Origin of the sequence: Methylobacterium cerastii (genome assembly GCF_022179125.1) — a bacterium.
GTDB lineage: Bacteria > Pseudomonadota > Alphaproteobacteria > Rhizobiales > Beijerinckiaceae > Methylobacterium > Methylobacterium cerastii.
The window spans coordinates 1-21,930 of record NZ_BPQG01000062.1 but is presented as its reverse complement, the minus strand read 5'-3'; the positions used below and the strand labels follow the sequence as shown (position 1 = coordinate 21,930).

The 21,930-nt window shown below is 66.5% G+C and carries 21 protein-coding genes, 1 tRNA gene and 4 pseudogenes; 9 read left to right on the top strand and 17 right to left on the bottom strand.

Features of this window, described 5'->3' with window-relative positions:
* Nucleotides 1-27: 27 nt before the first annotated feature.
* From hslU to MFF13_RS19500, 3 genes are all read right to left on the bottom strand, one after another.
* A complete protein-coding gene (gene hslU, locus MFF13_RS19510) occupies nucleotides 28-1,341 on the bottom strand; it encodes an ATP-dependent protease ATPase subunit HslU (protein ID WP_147814156.1) in 1,314 nt (437 codons plus the stop codon).
* A complete protein-coding gene (locus tag MFF13_RS19505; RefSeq protein ID WP_238272771.1) occupies nucleotides 1,338-2,438 on the bottom strand; it encodes a hypothetical protein in 1,101 nt (366 codons plus the stop codon). The genes hslU and MFF13_RS19505 overlap by 4 nt, the downstream gene beginning before the upstream one ends.
* 97 nt (nucleotides 2,439-2,535) lie before the next feature.
* Entirely contained in the window at nucleotides 2,536-4,206 is a 1,671-nt protein-coding gene (locus tag MFF13_RS19500) for a methyl-accepting chemotaxis protein (protein WP_147830535.1), read from the bottom strand.
* Nucleotides 4,207-4,469: 263 nt separating this feature from the next.
* Between MFF13_RS19500 and MFF13_RS19495 the strand changes: the two genes are divergently transcribed.
* Nucleotides 4,470-5,903 (top strand): hypothetical protein, encoded by a 1,434-nt coding sequence (locus MFF13_RS19495; RefSeq protein ID WP_147830533.1) that lies wholly within the window; start codon nucleotides 4,470-4,472, stop codon nucleotides 5,901-5,903.
* Nucleotides 5,904-5,957: 54 nt separating this feature from the next.
* Here the strand turns inward: MFF13_RS19495 and hslV are convergent, their stop codons facing one another.
* The 5 genes from hslV to MFF13_RS19470 form a co-directional block, all read right to left on the bottom strand.
* Nucleotides 5,958-6,494 carry an ATP-dependent protease subunit HslV gene (gene hslV / locus MFF13_RS19490; protein WP_147751489.1) on the bottom strand — a complete coding sequence of 179 codons (537 nt, stop codon included), beginning with the start codon at nucleotides 6,492-6,494 and terminating at the stop codon, nucleotides 5,958-5,960.
* 136 nt (nucleotides 6,495-6,630) lie between these two features.
* Nucleotides 6,631-7,353, bottom strand: a complete 723-nt coding sequence (locus tag MFF13_RS19485) for an ABC transporter ATP-binding protein (protein WP_147814519.1) — start codon at nucleotides 7,351-7,353, stop codon at nucleotides 6,631-6,633.
* Nucleotides 7,346-9,451, bottom strand: a complete 2,106-nt coding sequence (locus MFF13_RS19480; protein ID WP_147830531.1) for a branched-chain amino acid ABC transporter ATP-binding protein/permease — start codon at nucleotides 9,449-9,451, stop codon at nucleotides 7,346-7,348. Before MFF13_RS19480 ends, MFF13_RS19485 begins: the two co-directional genes overlap by 8 nt.
* Nucleotides 9,452-9,455: 4 nt before the next feature.
* The gene (locus MFF13_RS19475; RefSeq protein WP_147830529.1) at nucleotides 9,456-10,328 is read right to left on the bottom strand and encodes a branched-chain amino acid ABC transporter permease; all 873 of its coding nucleotides are present in this window, start codon (nucleotides 10,326-10,328) and stop codon (nucleotides 9,456-9,458) included.
* A 211-nt stretch (nucleotides 10,329-10,539) separates the two neighbouring features.
* Nucleotides 10,540-11,766 (bottom strand): ABC transporter substrate-binding protein, encoded by a 1,227-nt coding sequence (locus MFF13_RS19470; protein ID WP_147751474.1) that lies wholly within the window; start codon nucleotides 11,764-11,766, stop codon nucleotides 10,540-10,542.
* Between the two features lie 367 nt (nucleotides 11,767-12,133).
* On the opposite strand from MFF13_RS19470, the gene MFF13_RS19465 reads away from it, so the two are divergent.
* Nucleotides 12,134-12,207, top strand: a tRNA-Gln gene (locus tag MFF13_RS19465).
* A 59-nt stretch (nucleotides 12,208-12,266) separates the two neighbouring features.
* Here MFF13_RS19465 and MFF13_RS19460 read toward each other — a convergent pair.
* From MFF13_RS19460 to MFF13_RS19445, 4 genes are all read right to left on the bottom strand, one after another.
* Nucleotides 12,267-13,295, bottom strand: a complete 1,029-nt coding sequence (locus MFF13_RS19460) for a tyrosine-type recombinase/integrase (protein WP_147830526.1) — start codon at nucleotides 13,293-13,295, stop codon at nucleotides 12,267-12,269.
* Between the two features lie 331 nt (nucleotides 13,296-13,626).
* Nucleotides 13,627-13,959: a DUF2190 family protein gene (locus MFF13_RS19455; protein WP_238272770.1), complete on the bottom strand. Its 333-nt coding sequence runs from the start codon at nucleotides 13,957-13,959 to the stop codon at nucleotides 13,627-13,629.
* Between the two features lie 2 nt (nucleotides 13,960-13,961).
* Nucleotides 13,962-14,174 carry a phage head-tail joining protein gene (locus tag MFF13_RS19450; protein ID WP_147830520.1) on the bottom strand — a complete coding sequence of 71 codons (213 nt, stop codon included), beginning with the start codon at nucleotides 14,172-14,174 and terminating at the stop codon, nucleotides 13,962-13,964.
* A 3-nt stretch (nucleotides 14,175-14,177) separates the two neighbouring features.
* Nucleotides 14,178-14,393, bottom strand: coding sequence for a phage major capsid protein (locus MFF13_RS19445; protein ID WP_444543557.1), 216 nt, complete (start codon nucleotides 14,391-14,393; stop codon nucleotides 14,178-14,180).
* Between the two features lie 23 nt (nucleotides 14,394-14,416).
* Between MFF13_RS19445 and MFF13_RS19440 the strand changes: the two are divergent.
* Together MFF13_RS19440 and MFF13_RS19435 are read left to right on the top strand one after the other, a co-directional pair.
* A pseudogene (locus tag MFF13_RS19440) lies at nucleotides 14,417-14,842 on the top strand (transposase); the annotation flags it as partial.
* A pseudogene (locus MFF13_RS19435) lies at nucleotides 14,838-15,308 on the top strand (IS630 family transposase); the annotation flags it as partial. The pseudogenes MFF13_RS19440 and MFF13_RS19435, both read left to right, overlap by 5 nt.
* A gap of 49 nt (nucleotides 15,309-15,357) precedes the next feature.
* On the opposite strand, the pseudogene ctrA reads toward MFF13_RS19435, so the two are convergent.
* Nucleotides 15,358-16,026 (bottom strand): annotated as a pseudogene (gene ctrA, locus MFF13_RS19430) (response regulator transcription factor CtrA); the annotation flags it as partial.
* Between the two features lie 74 nt (nucleotides 16,027-16,100).
* On the opposite strand from ctrA, the gene MFF13_RS19425 reads away from it, so the two are divergent.
* On the top strand, nucleotides 16,101-16,910 hold the full coding sequence (locus tag MFF13_RS19425) for an IS5 family transposase (protein WP_238272769.1): 810 nt from the start codon (nucleotides 16,101-16,103) through the stop codon (nucleotides 16,908-16,910).
* A gap of 134 nt (nucleotides 16,911-17,044) precedes the next feature.
* Nucleotides 17,045-17,494: a Ros/MucR family transcriptional regulator gene (locus tag MFF13_RS19420; RefSeq protein ID WP_238272768.1), complete on the top strand. Its 450-nt coding sequence runs from the start codon at nucleotides 17,045-17,047 to the stop codon at nucleotides 17,492-17,494.
* 112 nt (nucleotides 17,495-17,606) lie between these two features.
* On the opposite strand, the gene MFF13_RS19415 is transcribed toward MFF13_RS19420, so the two are convergent.
* Entirely contained in the window at nucleotides 17,607-18,170 is a 564-nt protein-coding gene (locus MFF13_RS19415) for a PAS domain-containing protein (RefSeq protein WP_147832293.1), read from the bottom strand.
* A gap of 316 nt (nucleotides 18,171-18,486) precedes the next feature.
* Here MFF13_RS19415 and MFF13_RS19410 point away from each other — a divergent pair, with 316 nt between their 5' ends.
* On the top strand, nucleotides 18,487-18,897 hold the full coding sequence (locus tag MFF13_RS19410; protein ID WP_147832291.1) for a helix-turn-helix domain-containing protein: 411 nt from the start codon (nucleotides 18,487-18,489) through the stop codon (nucleotides 18,895-18,897).
* A gap of 32 nt (nucleotides 18,898-18,929) precedes the next feature.
* Here the strand turns inward: MFF13_RS19410 and MFF13_RS19405 are convergent, their stop codons facing one another.
* Entirely contained in the window at nucleotides 18,930-19,268 is a 339-nt protein-coding gene (locus tag MFF13_RS19405) for a hypothetical protein (RefSeq protein WP_147832289.1), read from the bottom strand.
* An 806-nt stretch (nucleotides 19,269-20,074) separates the two neighbouring features.
* Complete coding sequence (locus tag MFF13_RS19400; protein WP_238272781.1) at nucleotides 20,075-20,263, bottom strand: hypothetical protein; 189 nt, start codon at nucleotides 20,261-20,263, stop codon at nucleotides 20,075-20,077.
* Here MFF13_RS19400 and MFF13_RS19395 point away from each other — a divergent pair.
* Together MFF13_RS19395 and MFF13_RS19390 are read left to right on the top strand one after the other, a co-directional pair.
* Nucleotides 20,174-20,650, top strand: coding sequence for an AraC family transcriptional regulator (locus tag MFF13_RS19395; protein ID WP_373322583.1), 477 nt, complete (start codon nucleotides 20,174-20,176; stop codon nucleotides 20,648-20,650). The genes MFF13_RS19400 and MFF13_RS19395 overlap by 90 nt on opposite strands.
* A 65-nt stretch (nucleotides 20,651-20,715) precedes the next feature.
* On the top strand, nucleotides 20,716-21,258 hold the full coding sequence (locus MFF13_RS19390; RefSeq protein WP_238272767.1) for a sulfite exporter TauE/SafE family protein: 543 nt from the start codon (nucleotides 20,716-20,718) through the stop codon (nucleotides 21,256-21,258).
* Here the strand turns inward: MFF13_RS19390 and MFF13_RS19385 are convergent.
* A pseudogene (locus MFF13_RS19385) lies at nucleotides 21,259-21,930 on the bottom strand (IS630 family transposase); the annotation flags it as partial. It abuts the gene before it with no gap.

Below are 21,930 nucleotides of genomic sequence, written 5' to 3'. Positions count from 1 at the left end.
CCTGCCCGCTCGATGTGGCGCACCACGCTACAGGATGAAGCGGCTGAGGTCGGCGTTGGCCGCGAGGCTCTCGACCCGGTCGCGGACGTAGGCCGCGTCGATCGCCACCGTCTCCCCGGCCCGGTCGGTGGCGGTGAACGAGACCTCGTCGATGACGCGCTCCAGCACGGTCGAGAGGCGTCGCGCGCCGATGTTCTCGACCGAGCCGTTCACCTCCACGGCGACGCGGGCGAGCGCGTCCACCGCGTCGTCCGAGAAGGCCAGCGTCACGCCTTCCGTCTGCATCAGCGCCACCGTCTGCTTGAGCAGGCTCGCCTCGGTGGAGGTGAGGATCTGCTTGAAGTCCTCGACGGTGAGCGGCTGCAGCTCGACGCGGATCGGCAGGCGGCCCTGCAACTCCGGCAGCAGGTCGGCGGGCTTCGAGACGTGGAAGGCGCCCGACGCGATGAACAGCACGTGGTCGGTCTTCACCGGCCCGTGCTTCGTCGTCACCGTCGTGCCCTCGATCAGCGGCAGCAGGTCGCGCTGCACGCCCTCGCGGGAGACGTCGGCCGAGGAGCGGCCCTCGCGGGCGCAGATCTTGTCGATCTCGTCGAGGAAGACGATGCCGTTGTCCTCGACCTCGCGGATCGCCTCGCGGATCAGCGCGTCGTCGTCGACGAGCTTGTCGGATTCCTCCGCCAGCAAAGGCGCGTAGGCGTCGCGCACGCTCATCCGGCGCGGCTTGCCCTTGGTGGCGCCGAACGCCTTGCCGAACATGTCGCCCAAGTTGACCGCGCCCATGGACGCGCCCGGCATGCCGGGGATCTCGAACATCGGCATGCCCGAGGACGGGTTGCCGGCAAGCTCGATCTCGACCTCCTTGTCGTCGAGCTGGCTGTCGCGGAGCTTCTTGCGGAAGCTGTCGCGGGTGGGCTGGCTCGCGGTCGGGCCGACCAGGGCGTCGAGGATGCGGTTCTCGGCCGCCGCCTCGGCCTTGGCCTTAACCGCCTTGCGCTTCTCCTCGCGCACGAGCCCGATCGCCACCTCGACGAGGTCGCGCACGATCTGCTCGACGTCGCGGCCGACATAGCCGACCTCGGTGAACTTGGTGGCCTCGATCTTGAGGAACGGCGCGCCGGCGAGCCGCGCCAGGCGGCGGGCGATCTCGGTCTTGCCGCAACCGGTCGGGCCGATCATCAGGATGTTCTTCGGCGCGACCTCCTCGCGCAGCGGCCCGGTGAGCTGCTGCCGGCGCCAGCGGTTGCGCAGCGCGATGGCGACGGCGCGCTTGGCGTCGTGTTGGCCGACGATGAAGCGGTCGAGTTCCGAGACGATCTCGCGGGGGGAAAACGTGGTCATCGGGCTCCGATCGGGTGCGGCAGCCGGGCTGCCAGGCGCGCGGGCAGGCCGCGCAGGACGAGGCCCCGCATCGCGTGCCAGCCGGCGCTGAGAAGCAGGACGAAGGCGCCGAGCGCGAGGAAGCTCAGCGGGGCGGCCCGGCTGGTGAATCCGGCATCGCGGATCAGGGTTCCGAACGCGATCCCGGCATAGGTCAGGCCGGCGACCAGGATCGCGCGCCGGTCGGTGACCAGGGCCACCAGCGCCAGCAGCAGGACGACCCCGAGCACCAGGATCGCCGAGACCGTCGTCGGCGCGTCGCCGCTCCGGAGGACCGTGGTCAGCATCGGATGCACGATCAGCGGGGCGGCGAGCAGGTGCAGCCAGAACGCGATGTCGGTGCGTCGGGTCTGGCGCTGCCGGTCCGCGAGGTCGAAGCGCATCGCGAGCGCGAAGACCGCGAGGCCCGCCGCGACCAGCAACGCGCTGAAGGCGCCGGCATCGAGGCTCGGCACGAGGGCGAAGGCCAGCGCCAGCAGCGTGCCCGCGAGCGCGGCCGCGCCCGCCGCGATGGTGATCGGCACGGAAAAGCGCCGGTAATGCAGGGCGCACAGCGCCAGCGTCGCGAGCGCCGCCCCGGCATAGGGGAGCGGCGCCGGCGCGCCCGAACCGCTCGGTCCCGGCAGGGCGCTGCCCCAGCCGACGGCGATGCCCGCCATCGACGAGACGGCGAGAAAGGATTCCACCGCGAAGATCGCGAGCAGCGCGATGCTCGGCAGCGCCATCCTGCGGCGGCGGGTGAAGAACTCGGCGAGCCCCCAGGCCAGGGCCGCCACGAGCGCCCGGCTTCCGGTCTCGCCGAGGGTGTCGCCGGCCAGCCACCACGCCGCGCCAAGGAACAGGGCGATGCCGAGGGTGACGAAGATGTCGGCGAAGCCCGTGATGAAGCGCAGGCGCTCGTCGTCGTCCACCCGCTCCGGCTCGGGAGCCGCCACTTCGCGGGCGAGCCGGTCGAGGGCTTCGACCTGCGCCGCGGTGAGGATGCCGCGGGAGACCGCACGCGACAGGAGCGCGTGGTCGATCACCGGACGGACGGCGGGCAGGAGGATTGCGGGCACGAGGGGGGATGGCGCATCGCCCCGATCTAAGCGCAGGGCGGCACGCTTACCAGGGCCGATGCCGAGGGTGATCCCAAGAGCTGTTTCCGGCCTGCCTTCAGGCGGCGCGGATCTCGCGGACGAACCCGTCGACCTCGCCGCCGAGGCCCGCGGAGCGGCGCGCGAGGTCTCCGGCCGCAGCCAGGACCTGCCCGGCGGCGTCGCCCGCCTGGAGGGCGGCGGCCTGGACCTCGGCCATGGTCTCGCTCACCGCACGCGTCCCCTCGGCGGCGTCGCTCACGCTGCGGGCGATCTCCTGGGTGGCGAGCTGCTGCTCCTCCACCGCCGCGGAGACGCCCATCGCGATCTCGTGGACGGAGCCGATGGTGCCGCCGATCTCCTCGATCGCCGCCACGGCGTCGGCGGTGGCGTCGCGGATCTTGGCGATCTCGGCGGTGATCCGGTCGGTGGCGAGGGCGGTCTGGCCGGCGAGGCTCTTCACCTCGGCAGCCACCACTGCGAAGCCGCGGCCGGCCTCGCCGGCGCGCGCCGCCTCGATCGTGGCGTTGAGCGCCAGCAGGTTGGTCTGGCCGGCGATACCCGAGATCAGCGAGACGACCTCGCCGATGCTGGCGGCGCTGCGGGCGAGCCGCTGCACGGACTGCTCGGTGCGCCGCGCGTTCTCGACGGCGCCGGCGGCGGCGATCGAGGTCTGAGAGACCTGCGCGCCGATCTCGTTGGCGGTCGCGGCCAGCTCCTCGGTGGCCGCGGCCACCGCCTGGACGTTCATCGAGGCGGTGCCGGCGGCGTCCATCACCGCCTGCGACTGCAGGCTGGTGCGCTCGGCGTTGCGCGCCATGGCGCGGGCGGTCTCCTCCATCGTGCCGGCGGAGGCGGCGAGATGGCCGACGAGGCCGCCGACGCTGACCTGGAAGCGGTCGGCGAGGGTGTCCATCTCGGCCCGCTTGATCGCCCCGGCTTCGAGGCCGGCCTGCGCCTGGCTGCGGCGCAGGGCGTCCGCCTCCCCCATCGCGTCGGCAAACGTGCGCATGCTCGCCCAGATCGCGCCGATCTCGTCGCGCGACGGCTTGACCGGGGGCAGGTCGCGGTCGCCCTGCGCGAGGCGACGGATCGCCGTGGAGACGGCCCGCAGGGGCTTGGCGATCATCCGATGGCCGACGAGGCCGCCGACGAGCAGGCCGCCGAGGGTTCCGCCGAACGCCAGCGCCAGGAGGAGCCGCAGGCGCTCGACGTAGAGCGCTTCGGCGGCGGCGTTCAGGGTCTCGATGCGCTCGCGGCTCCGCTTCACGAAGGTTTCGATGCCGGTCTGGAAGGCGACGCGGTTGTCGCGGTTCGCGTCGGTGAAACCCTGCTCGGCGGCGGCCTTCGGCGAAACCTCCGTGCCGAGGCGGGCGGTCTCGGTGCGGTGCCGGCGGAACTCCGCGGCGTCCTTGGCCACGCGCTCGAACAGCGGCCGGTCCGCCTCCGGCACCGCCGGGCGCCACTCGGTCAGCAGCGCATCGATCGCCGAGAGGTCGCGGACGATGCCGGCGGCGTATTTCCGCGCGGCCTGGGTGTCGGCGGCGGCATAGATTCCGCGCGATTCCAGCGCCGTGTCGGTGGCGAGCCTAGTGAGCTCGGCGGCGAACAGCGCGTTCTCGGTGGCGTTCCGCGCCGCGCCGACCGATCGGTCGAACGTGCGCAGGGTGTCGAGGCCCACGCCTGCGACCACGAGGGTCACGAGACTGGAGGCGCCGACCAGTCCGAGAAGTTTGCCGCCGATCGTCATGCGCGTCAGGCCCTGTGCTTGCGCAGCGGACCATATCCACAGGTTGTCAAGGACCCGTTACCCATACAATCTGTTCGACGCGGCGCGGTCTCAGGGCGTAAGCAGGACATCGCCCTGTTCGTCGCCGCGTTCCGACCGAAACCGTGAGGTCGTCTGCATAAATCCGGGGGCGGCGCCGGTACAACCTTGACCGTCGTTTCGTCAGACCGGATGAGAGTTCGAGCGCCGGATCGATGTTCGAGCCCGGTTCGGGGGTGACGCACATGAAACGTTGGATCGTGGGGGCCGCCCTCTTCATCGGGCTGGCCGCGCCGGCCTTCGCCAAGGACATCGTCCTGCCGGCGAAGGAGCCCGCCGTCACCGCGACGATGCCGGACGACTGGGACACCAGCGTCTACGAGACCGAGATCGCCTCCGTCTCGGCGGACGGCGACATCGTCGTCAACATCGCCACCGACAGCAAGTCGCGCCTCGATTCGCTGATCAAGGACAGCAAGGCCTACCTGACGAAGAACAAGGTCAAGCTCGTCGGCAAGCCGACGGAGCAGACCATCGACTTCAACGGCACCCCGGGCCAGGTGCAGCGCTACCAGGCGACGGACAAGAACGGCAAGGCGATCATCGACTTCGTCACCCTCGACGCGAGCCGCAACCGGGCGGTCCTGGTCACCGTGTGGGGCTCCGAGGACGACCGCGCGACCAACGAGACCGCGCTGTCGGCGATCATGAAGAGCGTGACGATCCCGGCCGGCGGCGGTGGCGGCGGGTTCTGGTCGGGCGGCTCCGTGCAGTCCGGCAAGGTCGGGGCGGGCAAATCGGAAGCGAGCAGGGCGGAAGCCCCCGCGGCGGCCAAGCCGCCGGCTCCCGCCGCCGTAGCCTCTCCTCCGGCCGCAGCCCCGGTCGCCAGCCAGAGCCTCGGCGTGCGCCGGGTGCTGTTCGTGACGCGCCCGTCGGAGGGGTTCGGCGACGTCGACCCGCGCGCCGTGGGCGCCTTCCTGCCGAGCGAGAAGGTCATCACCTACATGGAGCCGGTCGGCGAGACGCTGGTGCCGGTGGCCGGCGGCGACGTCCGGTTCGGCCTGGTCGTCGACTACGTGCTGCAGAGCAAGGGCGGTGCGATCCTCGGCGGCCAGAAGGCCGTGATCGACAAGGAGTTCACAGCTGGGAAGGACGGCATCCTGGACGGCTACCCGAAGTTCTCCTTCCACTTCACGCTGGGCATCGCCGGCGTCGACCCGGGCGACTACGTCCTCGCCTTCACCCTGCGGGACAAGTTCAGCGACCGCACCACCCAGGTCGAGCGGCCGTTCACGGTGCTGGCAGCGGCTCCGGCGCCCGCTCCGACGGCTGCAGCGCCTGCGCCCGCGCCGACGACGCCCGCTCCGGCCCCAGTCGTCGCGGCGGCTCCGCCCGCCCCCGCGAGTGGGCTCTGCGCGCAGGACGCGGTGCGCACGGATTTGATGGCCTCAGTCAACGGCGCCCCCGACTTCAAGGACGGCAAGCGCCGGCTCAAGGCGCTGGTCGAGCCCGAGACGGTCTTCGAGGATCGCAAGGGCAAGCGGATGACCTGCCGCTACACCTCGGTCTGGGACGAGACCCAGGACACGGGCACGACCGAGAAGCGCATGAAGATGACCTTCAAGGCCAGCGACGACGGCAAGGACGGCATCGACCTCGATTACAGCTTCGACAAGTAGCGGCCGCGCGGCCTCCCGGCGGCCTCAAAGCCGTCGGGACGGACCGGGTGAGGGTCAGACCGAGTCCGCGTCGAGGGATTCGAGGACGAGGCTGCCGTTGGTGTAGACGCAGATCTCGGCGGCGATCCGCATCGCCTTGCGCACGATCGCCTCGGCGTCGAGGTCGGTGTCCTCCAGGGCGCGCGCGGCCGAAAGGGCGTAGTTGCCCCCTGAGCCGATCGCCATCACGCCGCCCTCCGGCTCCAGCACGTCGCCCGCGCCCGAGAGCAGCAGGCTGACGTCCTTGTCGGCCACCAGCATCATCGCCTCGAGGCGGCGGAGGTAGCGATCGGTGCGCCAATCCTTGGTCAGCTCGACGCAGGCGCGGGTGAGCTGCCCGGGATACTGTTCGAGCTTGGCCTCAAGCCGCTCGAACAGGGTGAAGGCGTCGGCCGTCGCGCCTGCGAAGCCGCCGATCACCGCGCCCTTGGCCAGCCGCCGGACCTTGCGGGCGTTGCCCTTCACGATGGTCTGGCCGAGGCTGACCTGGCCGTCGCCGCCGATGACGACGCGGCCCGCCTTGCGCACCATCAGGATGGTGGTGGCGTGCATCTGAGCGGGGCCTGAATCGTCGTGTGCCAAGGGTGTCTCCGGGGTGTCGCCCGGCGACAGGTAGGGGCTCGCCCCCCGGATTGCCAAGCGGGCGCCCGGGCGGGCGCGATCCGAGCGGACGCCCGGAGGGGCGCGATCAGTGGTCGCCGCCGAGATAGGCCGCCCGCACCGCCGGATCGCTCTTGAGCTGGGCGGCCGGCCCCTGGAACCGGATGCGGCCGTTCTCGAGGACGTAGCCGTAGTCGGCCACGCCCAGAGCCGCCATGGCGAACTGCTCGACGAGCAGCATCGTCACCTGCTCCTCCTTGAGCTGGCGGATGATGCGGAACACCTCCTCGACGAGCTTCGGCGCCAAGCCCATCGAGGGCTCGTCCAGCAGCAGGATGTCGGGGCGCAGCATCAGGGCGCGGCCCATGGCGAGCATCTGCTGCTCGCCGCCCGACAGCGTGCCGGCGAGTTGCAGCCGGCGCTCCTTGAGCCGCGGGAACAGCGCGTAGGCGCGTTCGCGGTCGGCGGCGACGTCGCCCTTCGGCCGCGAGCCGGTGAGCCGCGGGAAGGCGCCGAGCGTCAGGTTGTCCTCGACCGACAGCGTCGGGAACACCCGGCGTCCCTCCGGCGAGTGGGCGAGGCCAGCCCGCGCCACGTCGTGGCTGTCGAGGCCCGAGATCTCTCGGCCGGCGAGCTTGATCGAGCCCGAACGCGGCTGGATCATGCCCGAGAGCGCCCGCATCGTCGTGGTCTTGCCGGCCCCGTTCGAGCCGATCAGCGTCACGACCTTGCCCTTCGGCACCTGGAACGAGAGCCCGTGCAGGACCTCGATCTGGCCGTAGCCGGCCGACAGGTTGGCGACCTCAAGCATGGGCTGGCTCCCTGCCGGCATCTTTACCGGCGTCCTTGCCAGCATCACTGGCCGTGCCGCCCATGTCGTCGGGGGCGCCGAGATAGGCCTCGATCACCTTCGGGTCGGCCTGCACCTCGCGGGCGCCGCCCTCGGCGATCTTATGCCCGAAATCGAGCACGCTGACGCGGTCGCACAGGCCCATCACCACGTCCATGTGGTGCTCGATCAGGATGACGGTGATGCCGGCGTCGCGGATCTTGCGGATGATCGCGGTAAGGTCCGCGATGTCGGGAGCGGTCAGGCCGGCGGCGGGTTCGTCGAGCAACAACAGCACGGGATCGAGCGCCAGCGCGCGGCCGATCTCGAGCAGGCGCTGCTTACCGTAGGGCAGGTTGCGGGCCTCGACCTGCGCGAGGCTCGCCAGCCCCATGAAGTCGAGGATCGCCATGGCGCGGGTGCGGGCCTCGCGTTCCTCGCGCTTGCGCCGCGGCGTGCCGAGGATCGCGTCGAAGATCGTGCCGTGGAAAGCGTGGTGCAGGCCGACGAGTACGTTCTCCAGGGCCGTCATCTCGCGGAAGAGCTGGACGTTCTGGAAGGTGCGGGCGACGCCGGATAGCGCGATCTCTGAGGGCGTGCGCCCGTCGAGGCGCTTGGCGGCGCTGCCGGCGGCGGCCAGGGTCACCGATCCGGCGGTGGGTTTGTAGATGCCGGTGAGCACGTTCATCATCGTGCTCTTGCCCGAGCCGTTCGGGCCGATCAGCCCGTGGATCGTGCCGGGCTTCACCGACAGGTCGATGCCGGCCAGCGCCTTTAGGCCGCCGAACTGCATCAGGGCCTGCTCGACCTTGAGCAGCGCCTCGGTCCCGGCGGCCTTGCCGCGCTGCGCGATGAGCGCGTCGCCGTCGGCCGAGAGCGCCTTGCCCTCCGCGGTGTGGGCCGGGCGGAGCGCCGGGATCTTCTCGCGCAGGAAGCCGACGATGCCGTCGGGCAGGTAGTAGACGACGAACAGGATCAGCAGGCCGAACACGCTGAGCCGGAAGTCGGTGACCGATTGCAGCGCCAGCGTCGCCGGCAGGAACAGGATGCAGAGCACCACCGGCACGAGGATGGCGAAGCGGTTCTCGGCCTTCCGCACGAAGGCCTGGATGCCGACGACGACGGCCACCGCGGCGATGAGACCGGCCATGATCCGCACGAGGTCGATGTCGGCCAGGATATTGGGCATCATCACGATGATGGCCGACCCGATCAGGGGTCCTGCCCGCGACTTCCGGCCGCCCATCGTCACCGCGAGCAGGAACAGCACGGTGAGCTCGAAGCCGTAGGAGTTCGGCGCGACGTAACGCTCCGACCAGGCGAACAGCGCGCCGGCGAGGCCCGCGAGCGCCGCCGAGACCACGAAGGCGTAGACCTTGTAGCGGTAGACGCTGACGCCCATGCAGTCGCAGGCGATCGGCGAGTCGCGCAGCGCCTCGAAGGCGCGCCCGAACGGCGAGCGCACGATGCGGTTCACCACCGCGATCGTCACCAGCAGGCAGGCGCAGACGAGATAGTAGAATTCGAGCTTGCGGCCGGCCGCGCCCCAGGGTGGGGTGATGCCGAACATCGCGAAGTCGATGACGCGGGCCGGCGGCAGGGTGATGCCGAGCGGCCCGTTGGTGATCGGCGTCAGCTCGTTGATGAAGATCTGGACGATGGTGCCGAAGGCGAGCGTCACCATGGCGAGGTACGGGCCGGTGACCCGCAAGGCCGGCACCGCGAGCAGCAGGCCGAAGGCGGAGGTGACGCCGATTCCGGCGAGGAGCCCCCACCAAATCCCGAGCTTGAAATGCAGGAACAGCACGGCCGCCGCGTAGGCGCCGACGCCGAACAGGCCGGCATGGCCGAGGCTGACCTGGCCGGTATAGCCGACGACGATGTCGAGCCCGAGGATCAGGATCGCGTAGATCGCGATCACCAGCAGCAGGTGGATGTAGTAGCTGCTCGTGACCACGTGCGGGAAGGCGGCGAGGAACACCACGAGGAGCACGGCGCCGAGCGCGCCGACATGCCGGCCGATCCCGGCGGAGGCCGAGGGCGCCGGGGCCGCGGCGGGCGCGAAGGTGGATTGCGCCATCGGCTCAGACTTTCTTGATCACGGCCTTGCCGAACAGCCCCACGGGGCGGATCGACAGCACGACGAGGAGCAGGATCAGGCCCGGCACGTCCTTGTAGCCGGTGGAGATGTAGAAGCCGGTCAGCGTCTCGGCGACGCCGAGGATCAGGCCGCCGACGATGACGCCGAGGCCGGATTCGAGGCCGCCGATGATCGCCACCGCGAAGGCCTTGAGCGCCAGCACCGCGCCCATGGTGGCGCCGGTGAGGGTGACCGGGGCGACGAGCACGCCGGCGAATGCCGCCGTCATCGCGCTGATCGAGTAGGACAGCGTGATGACGCGCTTGGTGTTGATGCCCATCAGGCCGGCGGCGTCGATGTCGTTCGAGGTGGCGATCACCGCCTTGCCCCAGATCGACTTGCGATTGAAGATCTCGACCGCGAGCATCATCAGCAGCGCGCCGGCGATGATCAGCAGCTCCATCGGCAGCATGCGGATGCCGCCGAGCTGGAGCGCCTCCTCGGGCAGCGGCGAGGGGAACTTGAGGTCGTCGCGGCCCCAGATGTTCTCGGCGAGGTTCCGGAAGATGATGCCGAGCGCGATGGTGGCCATGATCCACCCGTACTCGGACTTGATCTTCACCGCCGGGCGCACGCCGAGGCACTCGACGACGGCGCCGAGCGCGAAGCCGAAGACCAGCACCAGCGGGATCATCAGCCAGTAGCCGGTGAACGGCGCCAGCGTGAGGCCGAACAGGGCGCCGAGCGCCAGCGCCTCGCCCTGCCCGAAGTTCAGCGTCTTCGAGGTGGCGAAGGTGAGCTGGTAGCCGAAGGCGATGGCGGCGTAGATCATGCCGACCGCGACGCCGGAGGCGACGAGCTGCAGGAAGATGGTCATCGTGTCACCCGCGCCCGTCCGTGAAGGTCTTTTCGTTCATGCCGCCCGGTTCCGGTTCCGTGCCGGCGCGGGTCCCCTCCCCCGTGCGGGAGGCGCGCGCCGCGACCGCTCGCGATCGCGGCGAGGACCGGCCCGAAGGCCGCGCGCCGCCGGACGCTTGGGGTCAGCGTTCCGGCGGCTTTGGTTCATCCCGCGCAAGCGGCGGGATTCGTCAGTTGGAAGACTTTTCCTTCACGCGCACGACGCCCGCGTTCTTGGCGTCCGCGTCCTTGGCGTAGACGATCTTGCCGTCCTGAACCTTCCCGAACACGACCATGTTGCGCGAGATCGCGTTGTGGTCGGCGGCGGTGAAGGGCTTGTCGTAGGTCGTCACCACGCCCTCGACCTTCTCCTTCAGGTTTTCCAGCGCCTCGCGGATCTTCGGCCCGTCGGTTGAGCCGGCCTGCTTGATCGCGGCGGCGATCAGGAACACCGAGTCGTAGCCCTGCGCGCCGGCGACCGGGGTCGGGATCTTCGTCACGCCGTAGGTCTTGTAGTATTCCTCGAGGAAGGCCTTGCGCTTGGGCAGCGTCTTGTCCTCGATGAAGGTCTGCGGCATCACCACGCCGTTGCCGTTGGCGCCGGCGATGTCGATGAAGCTCTGCATCGAGGCCGGCCACGAGGTGATCATCGGCACCTTCCAGCCGAGCTTGGCCATGCCGTTGGCGATCTGCGCCAGCTCCGGCCCGATGCCGTAGGCGAGGATCACGTCGGCGCCGGCCTGCTGGGCCTTCAGCAGCTGGGCCGTCATGTCGACGTCCTTGATGTTGAACTTCTCGACCACGACCGGCTTCACGCCCTTGGCGCCGAGGTACTTCTCGATGTCCTCGCGGCCGAGCTGGCCGTAATTGGTCGAGTCGGCGAGGATGGCGATCTTCTTGTGGCCCTGCGCGACGGCCTCGTCGACCATCATGCCGGCCTGGAGCACGTCGTAGGCCGAGTTCCGGAAGACGTAGTTGCTGTCGTAGTCCGGCGCCTTGAACTGGTTGGTGATGATCGTGCCGGTGGCGACGTTGTTGAACACCGGGATCTCGGCTTCCTGGTAGAAGCGCTGCGCGGCGAGCGCCACGCCGGTGTTGACGAAGCCCAGGGTCGCGACGACCTTCTCCTTGCTGATGAGCTCCTGCGCCACCTGGGCGCCGACCTCGTTCTTGGCCTCGTCGTCGCGCTCGACGAGCTGGATCTGCCGGCCGAGCACGCCGCCGGCCTTGTTGATCTCGGCGGCCGCCAGGCGCGCGCCGTCGCGCATCGAGACTCCCATCGCCGACGAGCCGCCGGTATAGGGGCCGGTCACGCCGATCTTGATCGGGTCTGCGGCCTGGGACGGCAGGGCGCCGAGCGTGGCCAGTGCGGTCGCGCCGAGCAGGGCGCCGACGAACGCGCGCGTCGTCAGTCTCATGGCTGTTTCCTCCGTGTCCCGATCCGGGCGTTTCTTCTGTCGCGGCGCCTTGTGGCGCCGTCGCGGGCTCTGCGGCCCGAAGTGTCGGGCCCCGGCCCGGGCGCTGGAATATTGTCGAACGTGCGCACGAACGCAACGCGCCGCGCCGGGGCAAACCTACAAATCCAAAGGGTTGTGGGATTTCGCGGCGATCCTCGCACCGCCGCGCCGGCGGATGGGGCCGAGCCGGAATCGCGAAAGCGCGGCCGAACCCTGTTGACCGATCCGCGCTTTCCCCTTAACGGGAGCGCTCCCGAACGACGGACCCCTCCCGAGCGGTCGCCGGCTTCTAGCCGGCCCGGATCGCAGGCGGCCTCCGTCCCTTCGGTGGGGGATAGTTTAACGGTAGAACGGTGGACTCTGACTCCTCTGGTCCTGGTTCGAATCCAGGTCCCCCAGCCACTTGAAATCTCTAAGCTTTTCGCGTTTTCTGACTAGAACATAACGGCACGGTTGGACGCTCAGTTGGGAACTTTCGTTCTCGCTTCGAGCTTCCGGATCGCGCTCTCACCCAACCTAGGATCTCGGTTGAGGTAGTGAGCGTCGAGGATCGAGCGGACGTCCCGGAGCGCATGCCCGGTGATCGTCTCGATCTCGGCCTCGGTGCATTCGGCAAGTGCCAGCCGCGTCACGGCGGTGCCCCGCAGGTCATTGAACGTCACGCCCACGACCCCTGCCCGCTTGCACGCCTTTCGCCAGGACGTGTGAAACCCGTCCGCTGTCCAAGCGTCACCCTTCATGGTGGCGAGGATCGTGGGATGGCGCGGCGCCCGATTGAGAGCCGCCTTCAAAGGGGCGCCGACAGGGACGACGACACGTGTCCCTGTCTTCGATTGCTGCAGCCGAATCACCCGGCCGTCGTAGGCGTGCCACGTGAGCCGCAGGAGGTCGCCTTGCCGCTGGCCGGTCCACAGAGCGAGCGTAAGCGCGAGATGGAGGTGCGCGGGGGCCTCCGCGAGGAAGGCGGCTTCATCGGCCTCAGTCCATACCTTGTCGGCGCGCGTGACCCGGTACAGCCGCCCACCTTTCTCGCACGGGTTTGTGTCGATCAGGCCGCGCTTGACCGACCATGACAGAATCCGCGCGAGCACCGTCCACGCATAGTCAGCCTGTCGGCGCGAACGCTGCGCGAGCTGATCGCGCCATTCGAGGAATTTGGCTCGTGCGCGTCGATCGCTGAGTGCGCCCAACGGAAAGTCGGCGAACTCGCTCTCGATGATCTTGATCTGCCGGACGTAGTCGGCCTTCGTCTGCGCCGATCGGCTCTGAAAATCCTCGCTCGCTTGATAACCCTGCATCAGGGAAAGCAGGACGCCGCGTGGCGGCTGTCGGCGAGCTGAGACGGCTTCGTGGTAGGATGCGAGAAACTCGGGCGTTCCCGGCTCGCCCTTGAGCCTCGGCCCGCCCTTCCAAGCATAATAGTAAGTGGCCGAGGTCCCATCCGCGAGCTTCTTGCGGACAGCGTTCAGGCCTTTAAGGCGTACGCGCATTGCGCCGACCCTTCCAAGCGTCAAAGTCGGATGCGGGCGTGCTCGATACGGCTTGTTCGAAGCTCAAGACGATCTGTCCCTCGACGGTGATCTCTGCCCGCGTTGGCTTCATGCCAGCCGCGAGCGCGCCCTTGAGGGCACGGCTCACATCGGCTTGGCGGAAGCACTGTCGACGGGTTGTCATCGGTGGGTCGGATCTCTTCGAATGCAAGCAATGCGGAAATTGGTGCGGCCTTGTCCGATTGTCCCCCAATTTCCAGTGCGGGCAGGGATCGGACTGTTCGTTTTTGGACTGGCCGCGTCGCCCTCAGCTGCGCCCGCAAACCTTGAATTACTGAATGAAACCGTTGAGGCGGATGCGGGCTACTGCGGCATCACCGAGCGCGGGCATGGCGGCGACGCCAATCAGCGTGTTTCCGCCGGCCGAGGTGGAGACGGCTTTGGTGCCGTCATTCCAGTACAGCTTGCCTCCGATGGCGGGCGTATCACCTGCAGCCTTGGGGAGGTCGAACACGCCTCCGGTGGCGATCTCGACAGGCGTGCCCTGCGCCGCGCTGTAGGCCGCTACGCCGAACAGCGAGCCGACGAGAACGCCGGCGCCGGACATTACTGAATAGGGGGCGGGCACAGTCATCACGTGTCCGTCCTGAACGAAGTTCTTCATCGTCAAAAGCCTTTCGAGGCATGGAGCCGGATCGTCGTGATCCGGCCGGTTGATTGAATGGAGATTCGCCGCTCAACGTCAGCGATGGCAGAGGCAAGTTCAGCGTCGGACTTGAACTTGGTTTCCTGGCCTTCGATCGAAACGCTGAACGTGCCGTTGCTTCGAATGCGACGCAGCTTAGCAAGCTGCGTTTGAAGTTCAGAGATCTCTTCCACGGATCAGGCGCCCGCGTTGCGATACCAGCCGCGGTGGTCGACGAAGCCGCCACCGAAGTCCAAGCGGACCCGGATGCGCATGCCATCGACGGTAAAGCCGAGTTCGCTGGTGAGCTGCGGGCCGGCCTCGCCTTCGAGGTAGGCGTATTCGAGCCCGTCGATCTCTGCCGGATCGGCGACGATATGCCAGGAGCCATCGTCGATCCGAGGGTCGACCACGACCGAGAGGAAGGTGAAGGCGTTACTTCGCACGCTGGCGCGACGACGGGCTGTTCGGCCGGATCAACCACACGCTCGTCATGGCCGACCGCGAGCGGGTCGGTCGAAGCGCTTCACCCACAGCCGCGGTGCTCGATAGCCAGAGCGTGAAGACCACCGAGAGCGGTGGCCCGCGGGGCTACGACGCTGGAAAGAAGGTCAAGGGCCGCAAGCGTCAGGCACTGATCGACACGGACGGGCGCGCTCTCGTGCTCGATCCGCAGGCCGCCGACGTACAGGATCGCGATGGGGCCGGACCGGTGCTGCGCCTGTCGCGGCGGACCTTCCCGTTCATCGCCAAGGCCTTCGCCGATGCAGGCTATGCGGGCGACAAGCCCGCGATGGCCACGATCATCAACGTCGACATCGTGCGCAAACCCAAGGATCAAGTCGGCTTTGCCGTGCACCCTGACCCGGCGTTGGGCAGCACGCGGAACGCGCCCCTCGGCTCCCAAGGATCAGCGCACGCAGTCAGCCTACATCTTTGGGGCGATCTGCCCGGCCCGAGGCGTCGGCGCGGGCCTGGTCATGCCCCGTTGCACCACGTCGGCCATGACCCATCACCTCGAAGAAATCTCCGCAACCGTCACGCCCGGCGCCAACGCTGTCCTCCTGCTCGACCAGGCCGGCTGGCACACCACCAGGAAACTGGCCGTCCCGGACAACATCACCCTGCTGCCTCTTCTGGCTCGTTCGCCCGAACTCAACCCGGTCGAGAACCTCTGGCAGTTCATGCGCGAGAACTGGCTCGGCAACCGGATCTTCCAATCCTACGCCGACATCCTCGACCACTGCTGCGACGCCTGGAACAAGATCGTCGCCCAGCCCTGGCGCATCATGTCCATCGGAATGCGCCGATGGACCCATGGGTTCTGATCAACGAGGGTTGGTATAAGTTCGCGATAGCCCGCATCTCGGGTGCACCCTCACGCAGCACGTAGCCACGGCCCCAGATCGTCTCGATGTAGTTCTTGCCGCCTGATGCGTTGGCGAGCTTCCTGAGCAGCTTGCAGATGAACACGTCGATGATCTTCAACTCGGGCTCGTCTATGCCGCCTTAGAGATGGTTGAGGAACATCTCCTTGGTGATCGTCGTGCCCTTCCGCAGGGCAAGGAGTTCCAGCATCTGGTACTCCTTGCCGGTAAGCGGGACCCGCGTTCCAGCAATCTCGACGACCTTCTGATCGAGATTGATGACCATGCCTTCGATATCGATCACCGACTCGGCGTGCCCTTGCGAGCGGCGGACAATCGCGTGGATGCGGGCGACGAGTTCGTCCCTGTGAAACGGCTTGGTCAGGTAGCCGTCGGCACCGAAGCCGAGCCCCTTCACCTTGTCCTCAATCGTGCTCAAGCCCGAGAGGATCAGGATGGGAGTCTGGATTTTCGCGACGCGAAGGCTGCGCAGCACATCGTAGCCGGACATGTCGGGAAGCGTCAGGTCGAGCAGGATGATGTCGTAGTCGTAGAGCTTGCCGAGACCGATCCCTTCCTCACCGAGGTCGGTGGTGTAGGTCACGAACCGCTCGGATTTGAGCATCAGCTCAACGCTTTGCGCGACAGCCGCATCGTCCTCGACTAGAAGAATACGCATTGCCAACCCCAGAAAATCTAAAAATCTCCTAGAGGCTGTTATGAACTGAAAGGGTGTGGTTTGCGTTTTTGGGCATGAGCGCAGGTCGTGCCGGCTATCCCTCTGACGTGTCCGATGAGGAATGGGCGCTGGTTGCGCCGTATCTGGCGTTGTTGCGGGAGAGTTCAGGTCAGCGCGACCACGAGTTGCGGGAGGTGTTCAACGGCTTGCGGTTCATCGTGAAGACGGGGGCGCCGTGGCGGTTCATGCCGCACGACCTGCCGCCGTGGGCGGCGGTGTACCAGCAGACGCAGCGCTGGCTGGCTGCGGAGTGCTTCACCGATGTGGCCGGGGACCTGCGGGCGGTTCTACGGATAGCGGGGGACCGGGAGCCGGAGCCGTCGGCGGTGATCCTGGACAGCCGAACGCTGCGGTCCTCGCCCGAGAGCGGCGAGCGGGCGGGCTACGACGGGGCCAAGCGCAAGCGGGGTTCGAAGGTGCATCTGGCGGTAGACACGCCCGGCCACGTGGTGGCGCTGCATGTCACCCCGGCCGATGCCGACGATCGCGGCGAGGTCGATCGCCTGACCGGCGCGGTGCAAACGGAGACGGGCGGAAGCGTCGAGACGGGCTTCGTCGATCAGGGCTACACCGGCGCGCGGGCGGCGGACGCGGCCCAGGAACACGGTATCGCCCTGGAGGTGGTCAAGGCGCCCGAGGCCAAACGCGGGTTTGTCCTGCTGCCGCGTCGCTGGGTGGTGGAGCGGTCCTTCGCCTGGGCGACGCGCTGTCGGCGCCTGGTCAAGGATTACGAACGTTATGCCAGCACGCTGGCAGGACTTCATATGGTCGCCTTCGTCTGTCTCATGCTGAAACAGGCAGAACGACTGATGACAGGTTCATAACACGCGCTAAGGCGAAATTTCTGACAAAAGCTTGACGATTAATTCCGGAAATCGTTATGCAAAGCTGGAGATCTTTTAAAGGTAGTACTATGCATGACAGCGCAATTTTCGTCTCGGGGCGAGACGAATTTGAAATGACGGCCGACCTCGTGTCCGCCTTCGTGTCGAACAACAACTTACCCATGTCTGAGTTGCCCGCTCTGATCGCCAGCGTACATGCCGCCTTGGCTGGTCTTGGCAACGAGGCCGCAGCCGAGACCGCTGGCCCTGAGAAGCCGACGCCGGCTCAGATCAGGAAGTCGATCACGCCTGACGCCTTGATCAGCTTCGAGGATGGGAAGTCCTACAAGACACTGAAGCGCCACCTGACGCTGCGCGGCCTGACCCCCGAGGGCTACCGCGCGAAATATGGCTTGGCGTCCGATTACCCGATGACGACGGCCAACTACTCCGCCCAGCGCTCAGCACTCGCTCATGCGCTTGGTCTCGGTCAGCAGCGCCGTAAGATCGCCCCGGAAGCGACAGACGCCCCTGAGGCAGCCCCGAAGGCGCGTGGACGGAAGAAGGTCGCAGAGGCGGCCTGAAGCCGTTCAGCGCCCCGTTCCGGCAAACCGCGGCACCTTCAAGTTCGAGGCGGACTTGATCGTGTCACGGTCGAACCGCCGTCAGGCAGCGGACGGCTTGATCGAACTCTCGTCAGTGCACGCGGTCGAAGTCGCTCGATCCGATACTACTGGCCAGGATCGTTCCGAGTTCAAGCAGCATGACGTTGATCAAGGTCGGCAGGATTGGCGAACCTAGCTCCTTTGTCAAAGATCGAAGCGCCATGAGCGCATCGACCACCCGGTCGATCGTTTGCATCGTATGATCGGTTGCAGCCTCGCCATCCCGGCGCGCTTCCGTCAAGTCCGTCATCAGCCCAATGCAGCGCAAGCCCCGGCCGGTGGGATCAGTCTCGACACGGCCACGTGCGGCGATCCAGTGAACACCGCCCTCTCGGTCGCAGGTTCGAAACTCGGCTTCAAACCGCCCTGCGGTGTTGTGAGCCTTGTGCATGAGCTGAGCGATACGCTCGCGATCTGCCAAATGGACGCCTTTCAGAAGCAATGAGACGGGTACTCCCGATGCACCTTGCGTCTCATCGACGGCAAGCACCCGGGGGAGCGCACCTGTCAGCTCGACGATCTGCGTATCAAGATCCGTTTCCCATGTACCGAGATAGCCCGATGCATCGAGGATGGATTGCAAAGATGCTGGCATGGGCTGCCTCCATAAAAGATTGCGTCGCACATCACAGCCCAGACCCTCAATTAATGCAATCCTCGGGCACGATAGGATTTGTAATACAGCCCCGGGCTGTAGCTACCTTAGAACCCGTCTGGGCGAGGCGTAACGAGAGGGTGAGTACGGGTTCGGGTCAGATGACCGAGGATCGTACACGAAAAAGTTATGCGGTTTTTGCAACCCAGAATTGATCTTTTCCTTGAAACTCAATCGCGCGCAATGCGTATTAGGTTGTGTTCGGGATGGCAGCGACGCCGGCTCGGCTTCCTCCAACCCGAAAGAGACTGCCGAGATGACCCTCACCCATGCGCCGAAGCTCACTACTGATGGCGACCGCTCGATCGGCAGCCGCATCGCGGCGTATCGAACGGCCCAGCGACTGAGCCAGACCGCGCTCGCTCAGGCCCTTGGGGTCACGTTCCAGCAGGTCCAGAAATACGAGAAGGGCCGCAACCGCGTGGGCGCCGCACGTCTTCAGGCCATCGCGGACTTCCTCGGCGTACCGGTCTCGACCTTCTTCGACGATCCGGCTGAGGCCGTCGACGGCCGCGCGTCGATCCAGCACCTGCTGCAGGACCCGGAGGTGATGGAACTGGTCCAGACCTTCGCTACCATCTCCGACAAGGTGACGCGCAGCAGCGTGCTCTCCATCGTCAAGGCTGCTGCCAGCCTGCAGACGGTATCAAGCGACGCCATGAATTGAACGATGACGCCCCGTGCAGGGTCTGTACGACCTCAGGCGCCCTGCTTGCTTGCCCTCACGCGCTCCAGGGCACGAGCGCTCTCGCGTTCGAACTGGCGCGGCGTCATCGCGCCTGCATCCACGCGTCGGGCCAGCTGCGTCCGGTAGGTGATCGCGGCTTCCTGATCGGGGCTGAGCGTCACGTTTGCCCGCACAGCAGCCCCCGTGCGCTCCGCCCACTCCGTATACGAGATGCGCTTTGTGTCACGATCGGCGCGAAGGCGTGCGATGTCCTCTTGGAACACAGCTGTCTGCTGCGGGCCCGGCGTAGCAGTTTGGCAGGCGGCCAAACTGATCGAGGCGATAAGAACAGCAGTAATTTTTCGATACATCGTAGTCCCCTCTAAATCAGGGACTTGAACGCTTGTCGATAATTAAGCGATGCCCACAATGCAACACTCCAAAAAAATCGGCGGACACCTTGGAAGAGCTTAGCTTGATAGGCGAAAACACCAAAGATCCGTGGCCTGCCTCCACTCGGTAACCTGGGTTCGCAGTTGGTGCATCTTCGGTCGTGTGACGATGGCAGGGCGAGCGGACGGCACTGATCCGCTCGGTTCTCTTGGCCAGATGACGACCTCCGGCGCAAGCGACATGTAGTCGAACGACAAGTGCGGCCGGAGAGTGTTATATTATCTCCACTATTAATCGATCTCGATAATAGATTTATTAATGGTTTATAACACCTAGCCGTGGAGAATTTCTTTCCGAAGCTTCGCATTACAGATTTTGCAGTGATCGATCTCCCGCGAAATGCCCGGCTCTATGTAGGCGCTCTACGATTGATTGATTTCGAAGCGTACAACGATATCGCGTTCGTCGCGGGATGTCCGCGTCGGGCTCAAAGGCCAGGGTACGCTGTCGACCCCGAACCGAAGTTGCCTCACGCCCGACGAATGGCTGCTTTCGGGCATCGTCGATGCGGGCCTGGACGGCGAGGTTGGGTCGAGACCCGTCCGTCTTCTCTATGGCCGGGTTGGGTGGCTTTTTGCCGGTCCGCTTTTGGATGAGATAGAATGTGAAGCGGACATTTGTGCGAGAGGTGGCATCCTGAACGCAGTCGTGGACTATCCCGACGAGTGTAGCCGGTCGCATCACGTGAAAGGAGGATGGTTCCGTGTCATGGCGCTACGTGCGGTCAAATTTTAGTTAAGATATCGAGTTGGCTGTGTGCTGTGCTGGATACAATGAATCTCTCGTCCAGCATTTTCATCAAGAAGCGCAGATCAGCTTCGTTCTGACCGGTTGGCGTCAGTTCCTGGTCGGCGGCCGCTACATCGATGTACCGGCTGGAAGCTCCTGCATCATGCCTGCGGGTGTCCCACACCAGGGGATTGATTGTGCTCCAGACACGGTATCCCTCAATCTCTACGTTCTCTCTGACCACTCCATAGCCCTGATGAGCATGACGAGGCCGCTGGCGGAACTCTTCCCAGATATGCCTTCCTCTACCAGGGATGCGTCAATCGCTTGCGTCGCAGCCCAGGCTGGCTTGAGCCGAGAGGGTTTCACGCGCCGCTTCTCGCGCCACCACGGCATGCCACCTCATGCTTTCAGACGCATGCTCCGCCTCAATAATGCCCGTCAGATGCTACGGACGGGTACGCCCCCCGCAGAGGTGGCTGCGGCGACAGATTTTGCTGACCAAAGCCATTTCGGCCCCTGGTTCAGGCATGCCTTTGGGACCACCCCCTCCCGCTACCAGCTTGCCTGAGAGCGGTCACAAACGTTCCAGACATCTCGTCTCGCAGCCATCACAACCGGTGCTGGAGGTGCGTGATGGATTGGATGACGACACTGTTTCTGATGGGGGCAGGAGCGGTTGGCGGCGTGATCAACGCGGTAGCGGGCGGCGCGACGCTGATCACGTTTCCAGCTATGCTCCAAGTCGGCCTGCCTCCCGTGATCGCCAATGCTTCGAATGCCGTGGTCATCATGCCGGGTCATCTTATCGCTGTCCTCGCGGACCCTGGTCGATGGCCGCCCTTTGACCGCCGCCTCGGGTGGCTGACCGCCGCATCCCTCCTCGGAGGCGCGTCAGGTGCACTTCTCCTGCTCTGGCTTCCCGAAGCCCTGTTCACCGGCCCTGTGCCGGTGCTCATCGCGTTCGCCACGATCTTGTTTGCGTTCGCACCAACGATACAGGCCCACCAGGCGGAATTTGGCCCGAGACCCGTCGATACGATGACTGGTCCTGCGATGATCGGAGTGTCTTCCATCTATGGCGGCTTCTTCGGTGCGGGGCTCGGTGTCATCCTGACTGCACTTTTGTCGATCAGTGTCAGCCAGGATATTCGCACGGTTAATACCAATCCTCACTGATTAGAACTCATGGGCCCAGGCGCGCAGTCCGATCGACATGATGCGCCAGAGGCGGTCGATGAGGGTATTCCAGGCGTCGCAGCAGTGGTCGAGGATGTCGGCGTAGGATGTGAAGACGCGGTTGCCGAGCCAGTCGTCACGCATGAACTGCCACAGGTTCTCCACGGGGCTGAGTTCGGGGTTGAGTTCGGGGGAGCGGGCGGGCAGGGGCAGCAGCGTGATGTTGGCGGGCACAGCGAGCTTCGTGGTCGTGTGCCAGCCGGCTTGATCGAGCCGCAGGACGGCATGCGCGCCGGGGGCGACAGCCTGGGCGATCTCTTCGAGGTGCAGAGCCATCGCTTCGGTGGTGCAGCGAGGCATGACGAGGCCGGCCCCGGTGCCTCTGGCCGGGCAGATCGCCCCGAATAGGTAGGCCGGGTGCGTTGGTCCTTGGGTGCCGCGGGGCGCGTGCCGCGTTTGGCCCAGCGCCGGGTGATCGTGTTCTTCTGGCCGACCCGGGCCTCGTCGGCGAACCAGATCTCCATCGGCTTGCCGCCGACGGCCTGCGCGATCGCCTCCAGGCGGGCGGGGAAGCTTTTTTAAAAACCGGGATGGCGTCCGGATCCTGGGCGTGGTGGCGCGGGCGGGCCGAGAGTTTGCGGTAGCCCATGGCGGGACTGTCAGGAATTTCGT